Origin of the sequence: Mucilaginibacter sp., from assembly GCF_028287845.1 — a bacterium.
Classification (GTDB): domain Bacteria; phylum Bacteroidota; class Bacteroidia; order Sphingobacteriales; family Sphingobacteriaceae; genus Mucilaginibacter.
This window is the reverse complement of sequence record NZ_JAQBOW010000038.1, coordinates 1-15,628: the sequence shown is the minus strand read 5'-3', so window position 1 is coordinate 15,628 and position 15,628 is coordinate 1. Positions and strand designations below refer to the sequence as shown.

Sequence of the window (15,628 nt, the reverse complement as noted above, 5' to 3'; positions counted from 1 at the left end):
TCAATAATACAATTAAAACCGCATGTGAAGTTTGTGTTAATTTAAAATCAAGCTAAACCGCAAATGTTAATAACGAGTGCTGGCTTGCGGTATGCAGATCGCGCCATACTCGGTTAATTTCCATATCAGGCGATGCTGCTAACAAGCCGCAATAAGGGTAAAGTACATCAACCGTTGCAAGGGCTTGCCTTGCTAATGCCCTGCTTGTTTGGCTCACAGCTAACAGTTGCTCGACGGAGCTTTGATCCTGGTTCCAGGATTTATCTACTGCAGCAAAAAAGGCATTCCGGGCTAAGTGCAGCTTATCCGTTTCAAGGGCAAACACCTTATCGAGTTCGTGCTGGTTGTCGGCAGTAAGTTTGGGCTGCTTTCTTTTTTGTTCAAAAACAGCATGGCAAAGGTCAGTAAAGTGTACGGCCATACCAGAAAGGTTTACTGCCAGGGTAGCTTCTGCCAACTGCAAAAACGGGTATTGATATAACCTGTCGCTAACCGCTGCATAATCTGCATTTATACGGAAACAACGGTTCGCATTTACCTTTAAGTTTTTTATTTGAAATGAATGGCTACCTGTGGCAACCATGCCTGTATATTTCCAGGTCGGCAATAAAATAACATCCTTTTTATCAACTATAAATGGCAGTATGCAAGGCTCATTTTTGTCATCAAGCACAACTTCTCCATCCTTTTTTATAATACAGTTAGCAGTAAAGTGTGTAGCATGGTAAGCACCGCTTGTATATTTCCAGGTACCGTTGATGATATATCCGGTATCTGTAATTTCGGCAGTTCCGTCTGCCGCACCGCTTCCGGCCAGGCAAACATTATCTTCTTTAAAAATAAAATTCGCAATTTGCGGCGATATAAATCCGCCAAACCAACCCGCGCCGCTGCATAGTGTTACTACCCAACCGATGCTTCCATCAGCCCAACTAATGGCTTCCTGCAGCCTTACCAAATCAGTCAATGCTATTTGTTTCCCGGTGTAAACTTGGGGTATTAAAAGTTTAAACCATTTTTGCCGGTAAACCATTTTTAATTGCGACGCACTTAACATACCCAGCTCTTCGGCTTCGATGGCGGCATCCCTGATTATTGTTACATCCTGGTGATCTATATACTTTGAAGGGTGGGCTATTGAATGTTCCATTTATTTAGTTTATTGGTATTAATAAGCTGTTCTTTTTTCCAAATGGAGCGCCAATCAAAAAAACCAAAAATGGCTACAACAAATAAAAACAGGGTGAGTGCCGAAAACAAAATGAGCTGCTTTTGCCATAGTAACGGTATAGCAAACAGGTTTGAAATATTTAATAATATCCAGTTTTCTAATTTACGCCTGGCCAGCAACCACATACCGGCCCATGCTGTTGATGATACCCACGCGTCCCATACCGGAACGGTTGACGCTGTAAAGTTTTTAAGCAACAGGAACAGTATACCCCATCCCGCAAAAACAATGAGCAGGGTTATTATCCACTCATTACGTGTTGACCAGGAGATGCTTACCGGGGGATGGCCGCGCTTTTTCAGCCAATATATCCAGCCATAAACGCTCATCACCACATAATAAACACTAAGTGCCGATTCTGCATATAGGCCTGCTATCATTAAAACATAAATACCTATTGCAGTGCCTGCTATACCGGTTGGATAAAGCCAGATATTATTAACCTTGGCCAGCAATACCTCGGCAATGCCAAATAATACGGCTCCCCATTCCCAAAAAGTAGTTTGCTGTATTTGCGCGTTTAAAAGGTGCATCAGGGATTGTATATCCATAGTCATGCAGTTTTACATACCATTTTGAACGACAGGGTATAATACCCCATCGTTAAAACAGTATTTATTTTTGAGGTTATTAAAATTTAAGATTCAATGATGCCAAAAAATTAACCGGCGCCTGCGGAAAATAGTAATTGTAATTAACCACTTTACCACCTTCAATATCCGGGTAGGTTGCACCGTCCGACTGGTATTTGGCGCTAAATACATTGTTTATTAATAACCCAATACCTATATTCTTAATGCCTTTTATGCTGAAATTATAATTCAACCGCACATCGTTCACAAAATAGCGCGGAAGCGAGCGGCTTTGCGTTGAGGTATTATCTAAATATTGCTGACTAACGTATTTGCTGATAAAAGCGATCTCCGCATTTTTTAAAGGCTGATAGCTGATAGTGCTTGAACCGGTAAGGTTTGGCGAGTAAGCGATATCCGTTTTATTATACTGTGTTGCATCTAAAGTATTGGTATCATAGTTCTGTAAAAACTGCTGAAAATTTTTAACCTTGTTGGTGCTTAATGTAGCGGTTGCTGCCCAGCTTAATGGCGATGCTATTTTTACTTTGGCGTTGGCTTCTATACCTGCACGGTAGCTGTCTTTAATATTGGTACGTATGGCCTCTCCCACATCATCTAAAGCACCTGTTAGCACCAGCTGATTTTTATACAGCATATAAAAGCCGTTAATGCCCGCGCTAAAATTTGATTGGATAGTACGATAACCAACCTCGAGATCTTTTAAATTCTCTGCCTTTGGGCGGCTTGTGGGCGATGAATTTACAAAGTCGCTGCGGTTGGGCTCGTGGTTACCCACGGCTAACGAAGCATAGATATTATTATTCATGTCCAAATTATAGGTAATACCCACTTTAGGGTTAAAAAAGTTAAGCGCTACCTGTTGCTGTACATTATTCAGGTTTTGATCATACCCTAAAAACGAGTAATAAATGTGGCGGTATTGCATATCGCCATACAGCAATACGTTACCTATATGATACTCTACCTTGCCAAAAATATTAAAGTCGGTTTTCTTGGCGCTGTTGCGCGAATACTCGTAATCCGGTGGAATATTGGTGCTTTGCTGGGTCCACTCAATATTGTTATAATGCTGGCCCTTGTACTCATTGTAAGCGCCGCCAAGTGTCATATCGAGTTTATTATCCGGCTTATAATTCAGGTTATAGGTTGCACCGTAAAAATCATTGTTCAACCATAGGCGGCGCACCAGGTCGGTATTGTTAATAACCACCCCGCCAACTGTAACGGGGGTAATGCCATAATCACTTAAAGCATCGCCATTTCTATACTCTTCGTAATACCCATAGCCTTTGGTATAATGCAAAGCCCCGCTAAAGGATAATTTGGAGTTGATTTGCTGATTATACAGTAGCTGATAATAATTCTGATTATAATTATCAGTTTGATTATTATAATAAGTACCGCTTGAGCTGATGTAACCTAGCTCATTATATCGCCTGTTGCCATATTTTACACTATCCTCGGGCACGCCATCCCAGGCCTGGTGGGTTTTTTCATATCCGCTAAAAACATTAAGGCGCAACACGCTGGTTTTACCATAATAAGCACCGCTTAAAAAGAACGATTTTAAGGTTGAGCCAGAACGATCTATATAACCATCAGATGTCATATTTGATAACCGCCCGTCAAAACTATAATGCCCGCCTAATAAACCTGTACCTACGTTAACCGTGTTTTTTACTGTTCCGTATGAGCCTGCAGAGCTGTTGATCTCGGTATAAGCCGTATCACGGCGGGTAGTGGTTTGTATGTTGATGCTGGCGCCAAAAGCTCCCGCGCCATTGGTAGAAGTACCCACCCCACGCTGCACCTGTACATTGTCTACAGATGAGGCCAGGTCGGGCAAGTCAACAAAGTATACGCCTTGGTCCTCGGCATCATTCATGGGTATGCCGTTAAGGGTTACGTTAATGCGGGTCGCGTCTGATCCGCGTATGCGGATACTGGTATAACCTACCCCTGCACCGGCATTCGAGGTAACCACCGTTGATGGCGTTTGCTCCAGCAAATATTCAAACCCGCGGCCCGAATTGTTTTTGTCAATATCTGTTTTGCTTAAATTAGTAAAAGCAGTTGGCGAATTTGCCGAAGCGCGGGTAGCGCTTACGGTAACTTCTTCTGTAAGGATAGAGTTATGGTTTAAAGTAAAATTTGCCGTTGTATTGGCTGATACTGTAATGCTTTTTTGTGCCGATTGGTAGCCCAGGTAGCTTACCACAATAGTATAGGTGCCGCCAGCTAAATTGGCAATAGCGTAATTCCCGCCGGCATCCGACATTATGCTAACGGCTTGTTTTTGAATGGTGATAGTAGCTCCGGGCAATGCTTCGCCGGTTTGCTGGTCAGTAATTTTCCCCGATACAGAGAATTGGGCCGATGCCAGGACAGGCAACAGCAAGGCAAATAATGCCGTGAATAAATTTTTCAATGTGTGTTAAATAAAAATTGTTAAACCATCCGCACACCAGGGTTGAATATGCAGTACACTTAACTTGTTACCTCTCCCTACGCCGGCATTACCCGGATCAGGTGCATGTGGGAAGTCATTAGGTCATTGGTCATTAGTCATTGGCCTGGATATTGGCTTTTAACTTTTAACTTTTGACTTTTAACTTAACACAATGGGTTTGATCTCAGCCTGTCTTTCAGTTTGGTAAAATATGCTGCAGCGATATTTATCTTTCCAAAGCAAGGCACCCCTTGAGAATTATGAGGCAAAGGTATAGTTTATTTTGAATTTCGAATGTTCGATTTCGGATTCGTTATTTCCTGTTAAAACCTTTCACCTTTTACCTTTCACCTTTCCCCTCAAAAACGTACTTTTGCAAACTTTATAAACACGTTACTATGTTAAGAACACATACTTGCGGCGAACTAAACATCAATAATTTAGGCCAGACAGTAACTTTATGCGGATGGGTGCAAAAATCGCGCGACCTGGGCGGCACAACATTTATTGATGTGCGCGACCGTTACGGCCTTACCCAATTGGTGTTAAATATTGATACGGATGCCTCGCTGCGCGAAACCAGCCGCACGCTGGGCCGCGAATTTGTAATTAAAGTAAGCGGTACCGTAATTGAGCGTACCAACAAAAACACCAAAATAGCCACCGGCGAAATTGAGATCGCTGTAGAATCTATCGAAGTGCTTAATTCGTCTAAGGTGCCTCCGTTTATGATAGAGGACGAAACCGATGGCGGCGAAGAGTTAAGGGCCAAATACCGTTACCTTGATCTGCGCCGTAATCCTATACGCAACAACATGGTGCTTCGTCATAAAATGGCACAAGAGGTACGCAAGTATTTGGATATGCTTGATTTTATTGAGGTGGAAACCCCGGTACTGATCAAATCAACCCCCGAAGGCGCACGCGATTTTGTGGTGCCCAGCCGAATGAATCCGGTCGAGTTTTACGCCCTGCCGCAATCGCCGCAAACTTTTAAACAGTTATTGATGGTTAGCGGTTTCGACCGTTATTTCCAGATAGTAAAATGTTTCAGGGATGAGGATCTGCGTGCCGACCGTCAGCCTGAATTTACACAGATAGATTGTGAGATGGCTTTCATTACCCAGGAAGACATCCTGAATATTTTTGAAGGATTGACCCGCCATTTATTTAAAGCCGTAAAAGGTATTGAGTTTAATGATTTCCCGCGGATGCAATATGCTGATGCCATGCGTTTATATGGCTCAGACAAACCGGATATCCGTTTCGGGATGCAGTTTGTCGAGCTGAATGATATAGTTAAAGGTAAAGGCTTGGGCATATTTGATAATGCCGAATTAGTGGTTGGTATTAATGCCAAAGGTTGTGCCGACTATACCCGCAAGCAAATAGATGAACTAACCGAATGGTTAAAGCGCCCGCAAATTGGCGCAACCGGCATGATCTATTGCCGTTATAATACCGACGGGACCTTAAAATCATCAGTAGATAAATTTTATTCAGAAGACGATCTTACCAACTGGGCCGCCGCGTTTGAAGCAGAACCGGGCGATTTGATATTGGTATTAGCCGGCAATGCCGATAAGGCGCGCAAGCAATTAAATGAGCTTCGCCTAGAAATGGGTAACCGTTTGGGCCTGCGCGATAAAAACATTTATGCGCCTTTATGGGTGTTAGACTTTCCATTATTAGAGTTTGATGAAGAATCCGGGCGTTATCATGCCATGCACCATCCATTCACTTCACCAAAACCCGAGGATATTGCAATGCTGGATACCAACCCCGGCGATGTGCGCGCCAATGCTTATGACCTGGTTATTAACGGGACAGAAATTGGAGGCGGCTCTATACGTATTCATGATCGTGCTTTACAAGCCCTGATGTTTAAACACTTAGGCTTTACGGCCGAAGAGGCTCAAAAGCAATTTGGCTTTTTAATGGACGCTTTTGAATATGGCGCGCCTCCGCATGGTGGTATAGCTTTTGGCTTCGACAGGCTTTGCTCCATATTTGCAGGGCTGGATTCCATACGCGATGTTATCGCATTCCCTAAAAACAATTCGGGTCGCGATATGATGATAGACTCGCCATCTACTATTGCAGATACACAGTTAAAAGAGTTGAAAATTAAAACAGCCCTATAGCCGGTAATTTTTTGACCACACATACTTTTTAAATACAAAAACAGTTATAACGTAAAATATCACATGAAAAAATACTTTTTACTATTTGTTATTTTAACCATTGCATTATCATCTTGTAAAAAGTATGATGTTAATAAACAGAACGCTCAGGATGATGCCACTATACAAACTTATTTAAAAACAAATAACATTACCGCTGTTAAAGATCCATCAGGCCTTTACTACCAGATAATTACTCCCGGCGGCAATACGCGTCCCGGAGCCTCATCGGTTGTTAATGTAAACTATGTGGGTAGCCGGTTAGACGGGTCTGTATTCGACCAAAATTTAAACGCTTTGCTTGCGTTAAGCCAGACAATACAAGGTTTTCAAATAGGTGTACCTAAAATTGGTACCGGGGGCGAAATAAAGCTTTTTATACCCTCATCATTAGGTTACGGTAACACAGGTTCCGGTATTATCAAAGCTAATACCATATTAATGTTCGATATAAAATTATTAGGCTTTAACTAAGCCGGTATTGCAGATATACATGATTATTAGGCTGATAATTTACAGCGGATATATATTTTGTATTTTTGCCAAATGCTAAAAAAAGTTAAAAATTAACCCTGCATATAATTTTTATATAAATTACCGGCTTTAAAGTAAAACTGCATGAAAAAATATATTCTACTATTTAGTTTGTTTGTTATCACATTATCATCTTGTCAAAAATCAGATGTAACTGCCCAACAGGCAGCCGTTGATGATGCGAAAATACAGGCCTATATGAAAGCCAATAACCTTACACTTACCAAAGACCCTTCTGGCTTTTATTATAAAATAATAACTCCGGGAGCAGCAGCACATCCAATAGCAACTTCTAACGTGCAAGTTAGCTATACAAACACATACCTTAACGGTATCCAGTTTGATCATGTTAATGTTGTTACCTATCAGCTTAGTACCACTATTCCGGCATTGCAGCTTGGCCTGCTTAAAATTGGCACCGGTGGCCGTATCTATTTAATAGCACCATCGGCCCTTGCTTATGGCAATACTTCGCAATACACCGTTCCTGCCAACTCGATACTTATTTATACAATCGATCTCATAGGCTATAATTAATACGTGTAGAAATTTAAATTACAGAATAATAATATGAAAAAATACTTTTTGCTATTTGGCCTTTTTATTTTCGCTTTATCATCATGTAAAAAAGCGACAACGTTTGATACTGCAGCACAAGCGGCAACCGATGACGCATTGATCCAGGCTTATTTACAACTGCATACCGAAATTACCGCTACAAAAGATCCTTCAGGCCTTTACTACCAGATAATTAATCCCGGTACAGCAGCACACCCAACAGATGCTTCTAATATAACCGTTGGATATACATCTATGACATTAGATGGCGTTGCTCTTGACAGCAGATCCAGTACCTATTTTGCACCACTTGGGCAGCTTATAGAAGGGTGGCGTATAGGTTTACCCAAAATTGGCACAGGTGGAACAATTTTATTAATAGTTCCTTCGGGGTTAGGTTATGGTAATACAGCCCATGGTAATATCCCGGCCAATACGGTTGTAATATATAATAGTGTTACGCTGCAAGGTTTTAATTAATAGCGTAATCCTTATCAGTTTATCTTCTTAAATTCATACGGGTCGGCTTCTACAAAGTCTGCTACTTTAATTTTTACGCTTGTTATTTTTCCGCCTTGAAAGGTAAAAGGGAAAACCGTTTTACCAAATACCGGGTCAGAGAAAGTGGCATAAAACCTATTGCCACCTAAAGGTTGCAAGCGCACAAACATTTTGGTATGGTGTTCAAAACGGGCCTCCAGGTCGTTGTTTTCGCCTTGGGTAATTACCATATTTCCGTATAGTTCATTGTAATATTTACCCGTATAATTTACTACAGGCATAGCTGTAGGTAAATTTAACGCAACCGAATCACGCAGTGTTTTATTAATTTTTTGTTCGCGGGCTATACTGGCTTTAAAAAAACTTAAATACGCATCGCTGTAATTAAAGTAAGGCTTTTTTAGATAAGCATCTATAATTTCCCAACGCAGAGCTTCGTAAAAAGCGTTTTGATCTGTATTGGTTAAAATAATTATTCCTAAATGATCTTGTGGATCAAGTGTTACAGATGATACATAACCATTTACTCCACCATCATGCATTATCAAACGATGGCCCGAATAATCCTGCAAAAACCAACCAAGCCCGTATAATTCATAATTAGTTTCGCCATTTAGGTGGCGGATGCTGCCTACTACGTCCTGCGGTTCCCGGGTTGCTTGTATAGCACCCATCGGTATAACCTGCTTTGTGCCAACTTTACCAAGATTTAACTGCGCCATCACCCATTTGCTCATATCATTTACAGATGATGAAATGCTGCCAGCTGGTGCTATTCCATCTAGTTGAGCATAAGGTATGGCAGTAAGACGGTCGTCTATCAATGTATGCGGCACTGTTCTATTAAATGATTTGGGCATATCGGCTGTTAGCGCCAATGTATTGGTCATACCCAATGGTGCAAAAATATTGTCTTTTAAATACGCTTCCCATGATTTGCCCGAAACCCGTGGAATGATTTCGCCTGCTGTTAAAAACGCCGCGTTGGTATATCCCCACCTGCTTCTGAAGGGATAGGCGGCCTTTATGTGGCCCAGTTTCTCAATAATCTGCTGGCGGGTAAGATCAGTGTTATAAAAAGTAAAATCTCCCTGGAAGGTTTTAAAGCCTAATCTATGGCATAACAGATCGCGAATTATAGCTTGTTCGCCTGCCGCTTTATTTTCCAGCTTAAAACCTGGCAAATATTTGGTTACATTATCATCAAGCGATAGTTTTTTTTCCTCTTGCAGCATAGCCAGGGCGGTAGCCGTAAAGGCTTTGGTATTACTGCCTATCATGAATAGCGTATTCTCATCAACTTTGTTTGCAAGGCCAAGTTCTTTAACGCCATAGCCCTTCATTAATACCACTTTATCGTCTTTTACTATACAAACAGCAACGCCGGGAATGCGCCAGTTGGTTAATGCCCGGTTTATATATACATCAAGGCTATCTTTAATAAACGAACTTCTGTCGATACCCTGGGCCCGGGTTAAAGTGATCAATGAAATGCAGCCGAGAAATAAAATAAGCGTCTTTTTCATTAGCATTGTTTTGATGAGAAGAATGATGTTAGCCAGCATGATTGATATAAATTAACAAGCATATAATGCAAACCAATATTATTCTAAAAGTACTAATTTAACGCAAAAATCAACCCCCTCATTACTTATTTAACTTAACATGAGATTTAAAATTAATCATTCTAGTTTGAAAACAATACTGCCGTCGCGAAGGAAAAAACAAAAGCCCTCCTGAACTAACAGCGAGGGCGGACATTGGTTCATATATTGTGATTAAATTTCTTCTGTATCGTTGTCAAAACCATTTGAACCCTCAACACTTCTTACTCCATTGCGCGGAAACGCATCCGACTCAAAATCGGTTTTTCGGCCCAGCATGGTAAAGCTTTCGGCCACTACTTCGGTAGTATATTTTTTTATGCCTTCCTTATCTTCAAAAGATCGGGTACGTAATTTACCTTCGATGTAAACCAGCTTACCTTTTTGTAAAAATTTAGCGGCTACATCTGCAAGGCTTCGCCACAGTACAATATTATGCCACTCGGTTTGTTCAACTTTTTTACCATCCTTGTTAAAGGTTTCTGATGTGGCCAAGGGAAAGCTTGCAACAGATACGCCACCTTCTAATTGGCGTATTTCGGGGTCTTTGCCTAAGTGGCCAACCAGTATAACTTTATTGATTCCAGACATAGTCTAAATGTAAGATATTTATTTCTAATTTAAAAAATTATCTAGAAATATAAAAATCACCTTAGGTAAAGCCATTTTTTTTGCTTTTTCTACTTTTATGAAAACCCAACCCTCTTTTACTCTTATAGGTTGCTGCGATAATGTGATAAAACGAACATGTAAATGCTGATGAGTTAATAGATGCTTTTTTACCATTGCACTTCCTGATATTTTGATACTATTACCAAAATATGCTACGGTTTCGGGCAATGCCAATAACTCATCAAGGGGTAATAAAGATGAAGTTTCTATTAAGGGTAAATCGTACATGTTGGCCCAAATATCGCTCTCGCCGCGTTTGTTCATTAAAATATTGTCGCCGTCGGTATATAGAAAGTAGTTAAAAAACCGCTCCCTTATTTTAATCTTATTAAGTTTTACCGGTAAAGTAGTAGTGGCATTATTTATAAAAGCATAACATCCTTCCCTAATCGGACACGCACCGCAAGCCGGATTTTTGGGTTTACAAAGCATGGCCCCAAATTCCATCATGGCCTGGTTGTGTGCTGCCGGTATTTTTTTGTTAAGCAAATCGTTTGCGGTAGCTTGGAATATTTTTTTACCGGCTGTGCTGTTTATTGGCTCACTAATGCCGAAGTAACGAGCTATAACCCGATAAACATTGCCATCAACCACAGCTTTTGCCTCATTAGCAGAAAATGAGGCGATGGCAGCAGCAGTATATTCGCCAATCCCTTTTAGTTTAATTAGCTGATCATACGCTTGCGGAAACTTTCCGTTAAAATTTTCCTGAACAATACGTGCGGTTTTCAACATGTTGCGCCCCCGTGAGTAATATCCCAGGCCTTGCCATAGTTTTAATATCTCATCTTCACTGGCATTGGCAAAGCAGGTAACATCGGGGTACTTCTCAACAAAGCGATAAAAATAAGGCAGCCCCTGATCTACACGGGTTTGCTGTAAAATTACCTCAGATAGCCAAATAATATAAGCATCGGTTGTGTTGCGCCAGGGCAGGTCGCGTTTGTTTTCGTTGTACCACCGTACCAACTCGTCAGAGAAATTCATGATGAACAAAAATATAGTAATAAGTGCTTAATGGAATGGTATTTGTAAAGATTATGTAGCACTTTTTGCCTTAAGTAAAAAAAATGTGTTAATAATTTCGATCTTTAGTAATAAAGCAATACTTTTGCAACCCCAAAACAGTTAAGTAATTACATTTTAAATAAAGTTAAATTAAGGAAAATCAGATATGACTAAAGCAGAAATTATAACTGAAATCTCATCTAAAACAGGAATTGAGAAGGTTGATGTACAAGAAACGGTTGAGGCGTTTTTTAAGGTTATTAAAAACTCAATGGTAGGCGGTGAGAACGTTTATGTAAGAGGATTTGGAAGTTTTGTGGTAAAGAAAAGAGCGAAAAAAACAGCACGTAACATTTCAAAAAATACTGCTATAATTATTCCTGAGCATTTTGTTCCAAGCTTTAAACCGGCAAAAACTTTTGTTGAAAAAGTTAAAAGCGGCAACAAAATATCTAAAACAAAATAAGCAGATATGAATAAGAAACAGATAGTTGTTATGGTAGCTATAGTAGCTATTATGGGCTATTTGTACTCATTGCCTGTAAAAGGTTTAATAAAAGCAGGTTCTACACATGATACTGCCAAAAGTGCTCCTGCAGAGCGGCCCCAGGCAAATGTTGATGTGGCAACCGTATCAGAACCGGCTAAAACTGCAATTGGTGCAGCTTTATCGGCAAAGATCAACGATTTAGAGGGGCAGTTAAAAAACGCTACTACCGATGCAGATAAGCTAAAGCTTGAAAAGGAGTTAGCCTCCCGATGGGATGATGTTAATCAACCCGCGCCGGCAGCCTTTTATTATTTGGAGCTTGCACGCAAAGAAAACACCTTAACCGATTGGTTAAACGCGGGTACTCGTTTTAATGATGCATTTAAACTAACACAAGATACTTCGGTAACACCGGTGTTTATAACAAACGCAGTTGAGGCGTTTCAAAATGTGCTAAAGCTTAAACCCGAAAGCCTTGAAGGCAAAACAGGTTTAGGTGTTGCTTATGTAAACGGCGGCGCAACACCAATGCAGGGTATTGCCTTGTTACTTGAAGTTGTTAAGCAAGACCCCAACAATGAAAGCGCAAATCTTAATTTAGGTTTGTTCTCCATGAAATCAGGGCAGTATGGAAAGGCTGTACAGCGCTTTAAAATACTTATAGCACACAAGCCTCAATTTGAACCATACTTTTATTTGGCCGAAAGCTACAAGCAATTGGGACAAAAAGCTGAAGCGATTGCAGCTTATCAAAAATGCAAAGAAATGATGCCCGACCAGGTTTTTGGTCAGCGCATAGATCAATATATTAAGGAATTAAAAAATTAACACATTAAAAAATTATTATTATGCCAAGCGGTAAAAAACGTAAAAGACACAAAATGGCTACCCATAAACGCAAAAAGCGTTTAAGAAAAAACAGGCATAAAAAGAAATAAGGCGGCTATTTAGCCCCTTATTTTTACCTGCTTTAAAGCGAGTAAGTGCATACAGTATTGTTTTTTTACCCCTATTGTTTTAATATGCGGTAATTGTGCCGTTTAAGAAATGGAGTAGCAGTTGATAAAAGAATTAATTATCGATTCATCCCCTAACGGGGCTACTATTGCATTATTACAGGATAAACAACTTGTAGAACTACATAAAGAGCAAATCAGCAACAATTATACTGTTGGTGATATATATCTGGGCCGTATTAAAAAAATAATGCCCGGGTTAAATGCTGCTTTTGTTGATGTAGGTTATGAGAAGGATGCATTTTTGCATTATCTTGATCTTGGTCCGCAGGTTCAAAGCCTGCTTAAACTGGCCAAGCAAGTGCGTAGTGGTGGATACCAGTCAAAGCTTTTAGATAACTTTAAGCTTGAGGTGGATATTAGCAAAGGCGGAAAGGTCTCTGAGATATTAACCAAAAACCAGCTTATACCTGTACAAATAGCTAAGGAGCCAATTTCAACAAAAGGCCCCCGCTTAAGTTCAGATCTATCTATTGCAGGGCGGTATGTAGTTTTAGTGCCTTTTTCTGATGTTATCTCTATCTCAAAAAAGATAAAGAGCAACACGGAAAGGAACCGCTTGCGCAAAATTGTTGAAAGCATAAAACCCAAAAACTTTGGGGTAATTATCCGTACCGTATCAGAAGGTAAGGGTGTTGATGAAATGCAAAAGGACCTGCTTGATTTGATATCAAAGTGGGAATCTTTTATTACCCGCCTGCCATCGGTCGAGCCGGGTAAAAAAGTATTGGGCGAAATTGGCCGTACATCAACTATCTTAAGAGATATATTAAATCCCGATTTTCAGCATATCTATTTGAACGACGCGGCTTTGTATGAAGAAGTGCGCCAATACGTTCATGATATTTCTCCGGAAATGGAAAGCATCGTTCGGTTACACAAGCACAAAGAACCTATTTTTGAGCACTACGGTGTTGATAAACAAATAAAGGGCGCTTTTGGTAAAACGGTAAACCTGGCCGGGGGTGCCTACCTGGTAATTGAGCATACAGAGGCCCTGCACGTTATTGACGTAAACAGCGGCAACCGTACTGCCAGTAAAGAAAATCAGGAAGAAAACGCGTTCCAGGTAAATAAAGAAGCAGCCAAAGAAATTGCCCGCCAGTTGCGTCTGCGCGATATGGGTGGTATTGTGGTGATAGACTTTATTGATATGCACAAGCCCAACAACCGTAAAGATCTGTTTGATTATTTGCGTGCCGAGATGTTGCTTGATAGGGCTAAGCATACTATTTTACCGCCAAGTAAATTTGGGCTGGTACAAATTACACGTCAGCGTGTAAGGCCCGAAATGAATATTGTTACCAGCGAAGTTTGCCCCGCCTGCCATGGAACAGGACAAATACGCCCAACAATTTTATTGCTGGATGATATTGAGAATAACTTCAATTACGTTTTAACCGAGCAAAACGAAAAAGGCATAACCCTTTCTGTACACCCTTATATCGAGGCCTACATCAGGCAGGGCTTTATCATGACCCGCCAGGTAAAATGGTTCTTTAAATACGGCCAGTGGATAAAGGTTAAAAGCAATCCGTCTTATCAAATTACAGAATTTCATTTTTTCTCATCGAAGGATGAGGAGATTAAACTATAGGCGGTTTGCAGATGTGCAAATATGCGGATGTGCAGATGTTTTAAAGAGCATCTGCATTTTTTGTTTACAGCATCTTGTCATTCTGAGCGATAGCGAAGAATCTTCTCAAAGCGATGTGTATCGGATTACAGGGTGTATAAGATCCTTCGCTATCGCTCAGGATGACAATCGCTTATTGGTTTGAAATTCCCTTTTTAACTTAATATAAGCCAGTTGATTTTACAATCGGTGCAATAAGTTTCTGTGATGTTGCCTGCTTCTTTTTGCTTCTTTTCTTTAACTGCTGCGTAGGCGTTGGGTATCCATTCTAAATTAAGTTTGTTGCAGTTATTCATTATATCTAAGATATTCTAAATTTAAATAAATATCAGGCGCAATTAATTGCTAATTAATTTAGCAAAACTCATTGCCATTCTCAAAATAATCTGCACATTTGTGAAATCGTAAATCGTCATTCTAAAATCGTAAATCAAATTGGCTAAAACCAAGATCGCATATTTCTGTCAAAGCTGTGGCTTTGAGTCGGCCAAGTGGCTGGGCAAATGCCCGTCATGCCAGCAATGGAACACTTTTGTGGAGGAGGTGATTGAAAAAGATCCCAAATCCGTCCCCACCTGGAAAGTTAGCAGCACCACACAGCAACGCGCCAATAAACCGATTGAGGTTGCCGAAATTACTTTTAACGAAGAGGACCGCATACTTACACCCGATAAAGAATTTAACCGGGTTTTAGGCGGTGGCATTGTAGCCGGCTCATTGGTACTAATAGGTGGCGAGCCGGGTATTGGTAAATCAACCCTGATGCTGCAACTGGCGCTGAATATGCCTAACCTTAAAGTTTTGTACATATCAGGCGAGGAAAGTGAGAAGCAAATAAAGATGCGGGCAGAGAGATTGAGTGAGGTTAGTACGCTAAATAAGTCCGAAGTCGAACATGCGAAACCCGCAATTAATAAAGGCTGTTTTATCCTCACCGAAACCTCAACTCAAAACATATTTAAACAGATTGAAGAACTGGAGCCAGATCTGGTTGTGGTTGATTCTATACAAACGCTTCATTCATCACATATAGAATCTACACCGGGCAGTGTATCGCAGGTGCGCGAATGTACTGCCGAATTGTTGCGCTTTGCCAAGGAAAGCGCAACGCCGGTATTTTTAATAGGCCATATTACTAAAGACGGCGCCA

16 protein-coding genes are annotated in these 15,628 nt (G+C 40.6%); 9 read left to right on the top strand and 7 right to left on the bottom strand.

Features of this window, described 5'->3' with window-relative positions; all coding sequences use genetic code 11:
• Positions 1-52 precede the first annotated feature (52 nt).
• From JWP71_RS03540 to JWP71_RS03530, 3 genes are all read right to left on the bottom strand, one after another.
• On the bottom strand, positions 53-1,150 hold the full coding sequence (locus JWP71_RS03540) for an acyl-CoA dehydrogenase (protein WP_299497216.1): 1,098 nt from the start codon (positions 1,148-1,150) through the stop codon (positions 53-55).
• Complete coding sequence (gene pnuC / locus JWP71_RS03535; RefSeq protein WP_299497214.1) at positions 1,135-1,782, bottom strand: nicotinamide riboside transporter PnuC; 648 nt, start codon at positions 1,780-1,782, stop codon at positions 1,135-1,137. The genes JWP71_RS03540 and pnuC overlap by 16 nt, the downstream gene beginning before the upstream one ends.
• A gap of 79 nt (positions 1,783-1,861) precedes the next feature.
• On the bottom strand, positions 1,862-4,255 hold the full coding sequence (locus tag JWP71_RS03530; RefSeq protein WP_299497212.1) for a TonB-dependent receptor: 2,394 nt from the start codon (positions 4,253-4,255) through the stop codon (positions 1,862-1,864).
• A gap of 419 nt (positions 4,256-4,674) precedes the next feature.
• On the opposite strand from JWP71_RS03530, the gene aspS reads away from it, so the two are divergent.
• From aspS to JWP71_RS03510, 4 genes are all read left to right on the top strand, one after another.
• Positions 4,675-6,420 carry an aspartate--tRNA ligase gene (gene aspS, locus JWP71_RS03525; protein ID WP_299497210.1) on the top strand — a complete coding sequence of 582 codons (1,746 nt, stop codon included), beginning with the start codon at positions 4,675-4,677 and terminating at the stop codon, positions 6,418-6,420.
• Between the two features lie 63 nt (positions 6,421-6,483).
• Positions 6,484-6,933: an FKBP-type peptidyl-prolyl cis-trans isomerase gene (locus tag JWP71_RS03520; protein WP_299497208.1), complete on the top strand. Its 450-nt coding sequence runs from the start codon at positions 6,484-6,486 to the stop codon at positions 6,931-6,933.
• Between the two features lie 144 nt (positions 6,934-7,077).
• Positions 7,078-7,530 (top strand): FKBP-type peptidyl-prolyl cis-trans isomerase, encoded by a 453-nt coding sequence (locus JWP71_RS03515; protein ID WP_299497206.1) that lies wholly within the window; start codon positions 7,078-7,080, stop codon positions 7,528-7,530.
• Positions 7,531-7,563: 33 nt separating this feature from the next.
• Entirely contained in the window at positions 7,564-8,031 is a 468-nt protein-coding gene (locus JWP71_RS03510) for an FKBP-type peptidyl-prolyl cis-trans isomerase (RefSeq protein ID WP_299497203.1), read from the top strand.
• 14 nt (positions 8,032-8,045) lie between these two features.
• Here JWP71_RS03510 and JWP71_RS03505 read toward each other — a convergent pair whose 3' ends face one another.
• The 3 genes from JWP71_RS03505 to mutY all read right to left on the bottom strand — a co-directional run bounded on the left by JWP71_RS03505 (position 8,046) and on the right by mutY (position 11,315).
• Complete coding sequence (locus tag JWP71_RS03505) at positions 8,046-9,578, bottom strand: serine hydrolase (protein WP_299497202.1); 1,533 nt, start codon at positions 9,576-9,578, stop codon at positions 8,046-8,048.
• A 252-nt stretch (positions 9,579-9,830) separates the two neighbouring features.
• Positions 9,831-10,247: a single-stranded DNA-binding protein gene (gene ssb, locus JWP71_RS03500; protein WP_299497200.1), complete on the bottom strand. Its 417-nt coding sequence runs from the start codon at positions 10,245-10,247 to the stop codon at positions 9,831-9,833.
• A gap of 24 nt (positions 10,248-10,271) precedes the next feature.
• Positions 10,272-11,315: an A/G-specific adenine glycosylase gene (gene mutY / locus JWP71_RS03495; protein ID WP_299497197.1), complete on the bottom strand. Its 1,044-nt coding sequence runs from the start codon at positions 11,313-11,315 to the stop codon at positions 10,272-10,274.
• A 187-nt stretch (positions 11,316-11,502) separates the two neighbouring features.
• Here mutY and JWP71_RS03490 point away from each other — a divergent pair, with 187 nt between their 5' ends.
• From JWP71_RS03490 to JWP71_RS03480, 4 genes are all read left to right on the top strand, one after another.
• Positions 11,503-11,802, top strand: coding sequence for an HU family DNA-binding protein (locus tag JWP71_RS03490; RefSeq protein WP_299497195.1), 300 nt, complete (start codon positions 11,503-11,505; stop codon positions 11,800-11,802).
• A 6-nt stretch (positions 11,803-11,808) separates the two neighbouring features.
• Entirely contained in the window at positions 11,809-12,654 is an 846-nt protein-coding gene (locus JWP71_RS03485; RefSeq protein WP_299497193.1) for a tetratricopeptide repeat protein, read from the top strand.
• 20 nt (positions 12,655-12,674) lie between these two features.
• Positions 12,675-12,764: a hypothetical protein gene (locus tag JWP71_RS17325; protein ID WP_008506795.1), complete on the top strand. Its 90-nt coding sequence runs from the start codon at positions 12,675-12,677 to the stop codon at positions 12,762-12,764.
• A gap of 121 nt (positions 12,765-12,885) precedes the next feature.
• Positions 12,886-14,439, top strand: a complete 1,554-nt coding sequence (locus JWP71_RS03480; RefSeq protein ID WP_299497191.1) for an Rne/Rng family ribonuclease — start codon at positions 12,886-12,888, stop codon at positions 14,437-14,439.
• A gap of 194 nt (positions 14,440-14,633) precedes the next feature.
• Here the strand turns inward: JWP71_RS03480 and JWP71_RS03475 are convergent, their stop codons facing one another.
• Positions 14,634-14,774, bottom strand: coding sequence for a hypothetical protein (locus JWP71_RS03475; RefSeq protein ID WP_299497189.1), 141 nt, complete (start codon positions 14,772-14,774; stop codon positions 14,634-14,636).
• A gap of 139 nt (positions 14,775-14,913) precedes the next feature.
• Here JWP71_RS03475 and JWP71_RS03470 point away from each other — a divergent pair.
• A partial coding sequence (locus JWP71_RS03470; protein ID WP_299497187.1) for an AAA family ATPase occupies positions 14,914-15,628 on the top strand: 715 nt, incomplete at its 3' end.

What these genes read in the sequence shown, in the direction of transcription:
- pnuC (WP_299497214.1), bottom strand. Translation starts at nt 1,782, where the DNA reads ATGGATATACAATCCCTGATGCACCTTTTAAACGCGCAAATACAGCAA.
- JWP71_RS03505 (WP_299497202.1), bottom strand. Translation starts at nt 9,578, where the DNA reads ATGAAAAAGACGCTTATTTTATTTCTCGGCTGCATTTCATTGATCACT.
- JWP71_RS03520 (WP_299497208.1), top strand. Translation starts at nt 6,484, where the DNA reads ATGAAAAAATACTTTTTACTATTTGTTATTTTAACCATTGCATTATCA.
- JWP71_RS03475 (WP_299497189.1), bottom strand. Translation starts at nt 14,774, where the DNA reads ATGAATAACTGCAACAAACTTAATTTAGAATGGATACCCAACGCCTAC.
- JWP71_RS03490 (WP_299497195.1), top strand. Translation starts at nt 11,503, where the DNA reads ATGACTAAAGCAGAAATTATAACTGAAATCTCATCTAAAACAGGAATT.
- JWP71_RS17325 (WP_008506795.1), top strand. Translation starts at nt 12,675, where the DNA reads ATGCCAAGCGGTAAAAAACGTAAAAGACACAAAATGGCTACCCATAAA.
- JWP71_RS03540 (WP_299497216.1), bottom strand. Translation starts at nt 1,150, where the DNA reads ATGGAACATTCAATAGCCCACCCTTCAAAGTATATAGATCACCAGGAT.
- JWP71_RS03510 (WP_299497203.1), top strand. Translation starts at nt 7,564, where the DNA reads ATGAAAAAATACTTTTTGCTATTTGGCCTTTTTATTTTCGCTTTATCA.
- mutY (WP_299497197.1), bottom strand. Translation starts at nt 11,315, where the DNA reads ATGAATTTCTCTGACGAGTTGGTACGGTGGTACAACGAAAACAAACGC.
- aspS (WP_299497210.1), top strand. Translation starts at nt 4,675, where the DNA reads ATGTTAAGAACACATACTTGCGGCGAACTAAACATCAATAATTTAGGC.
- JWP71_RS03515 (WP_299497206.1), top strand. Translation starts at nt 7,078, where the DNA reads ATGAAAAAATATATTCTACTATTTAGTTTGTTTGTTATCACATTATCA.
- ssb (WP_299497200.1), bottom strand. Translation starts at nt 10,247, where the DNA reads ATGTCTGGAATCAATAAAGTTATACTGGTTGGCCACTTAGGCAAAGAC.
- JWP71_RS03485 (WP_299497193.1), top strand. Translation starts at nt 11,809, where the DNA reads ATGAATAAGAAACAGATAGTTGTTATGGTAGCTATAGTAGCTATTATG.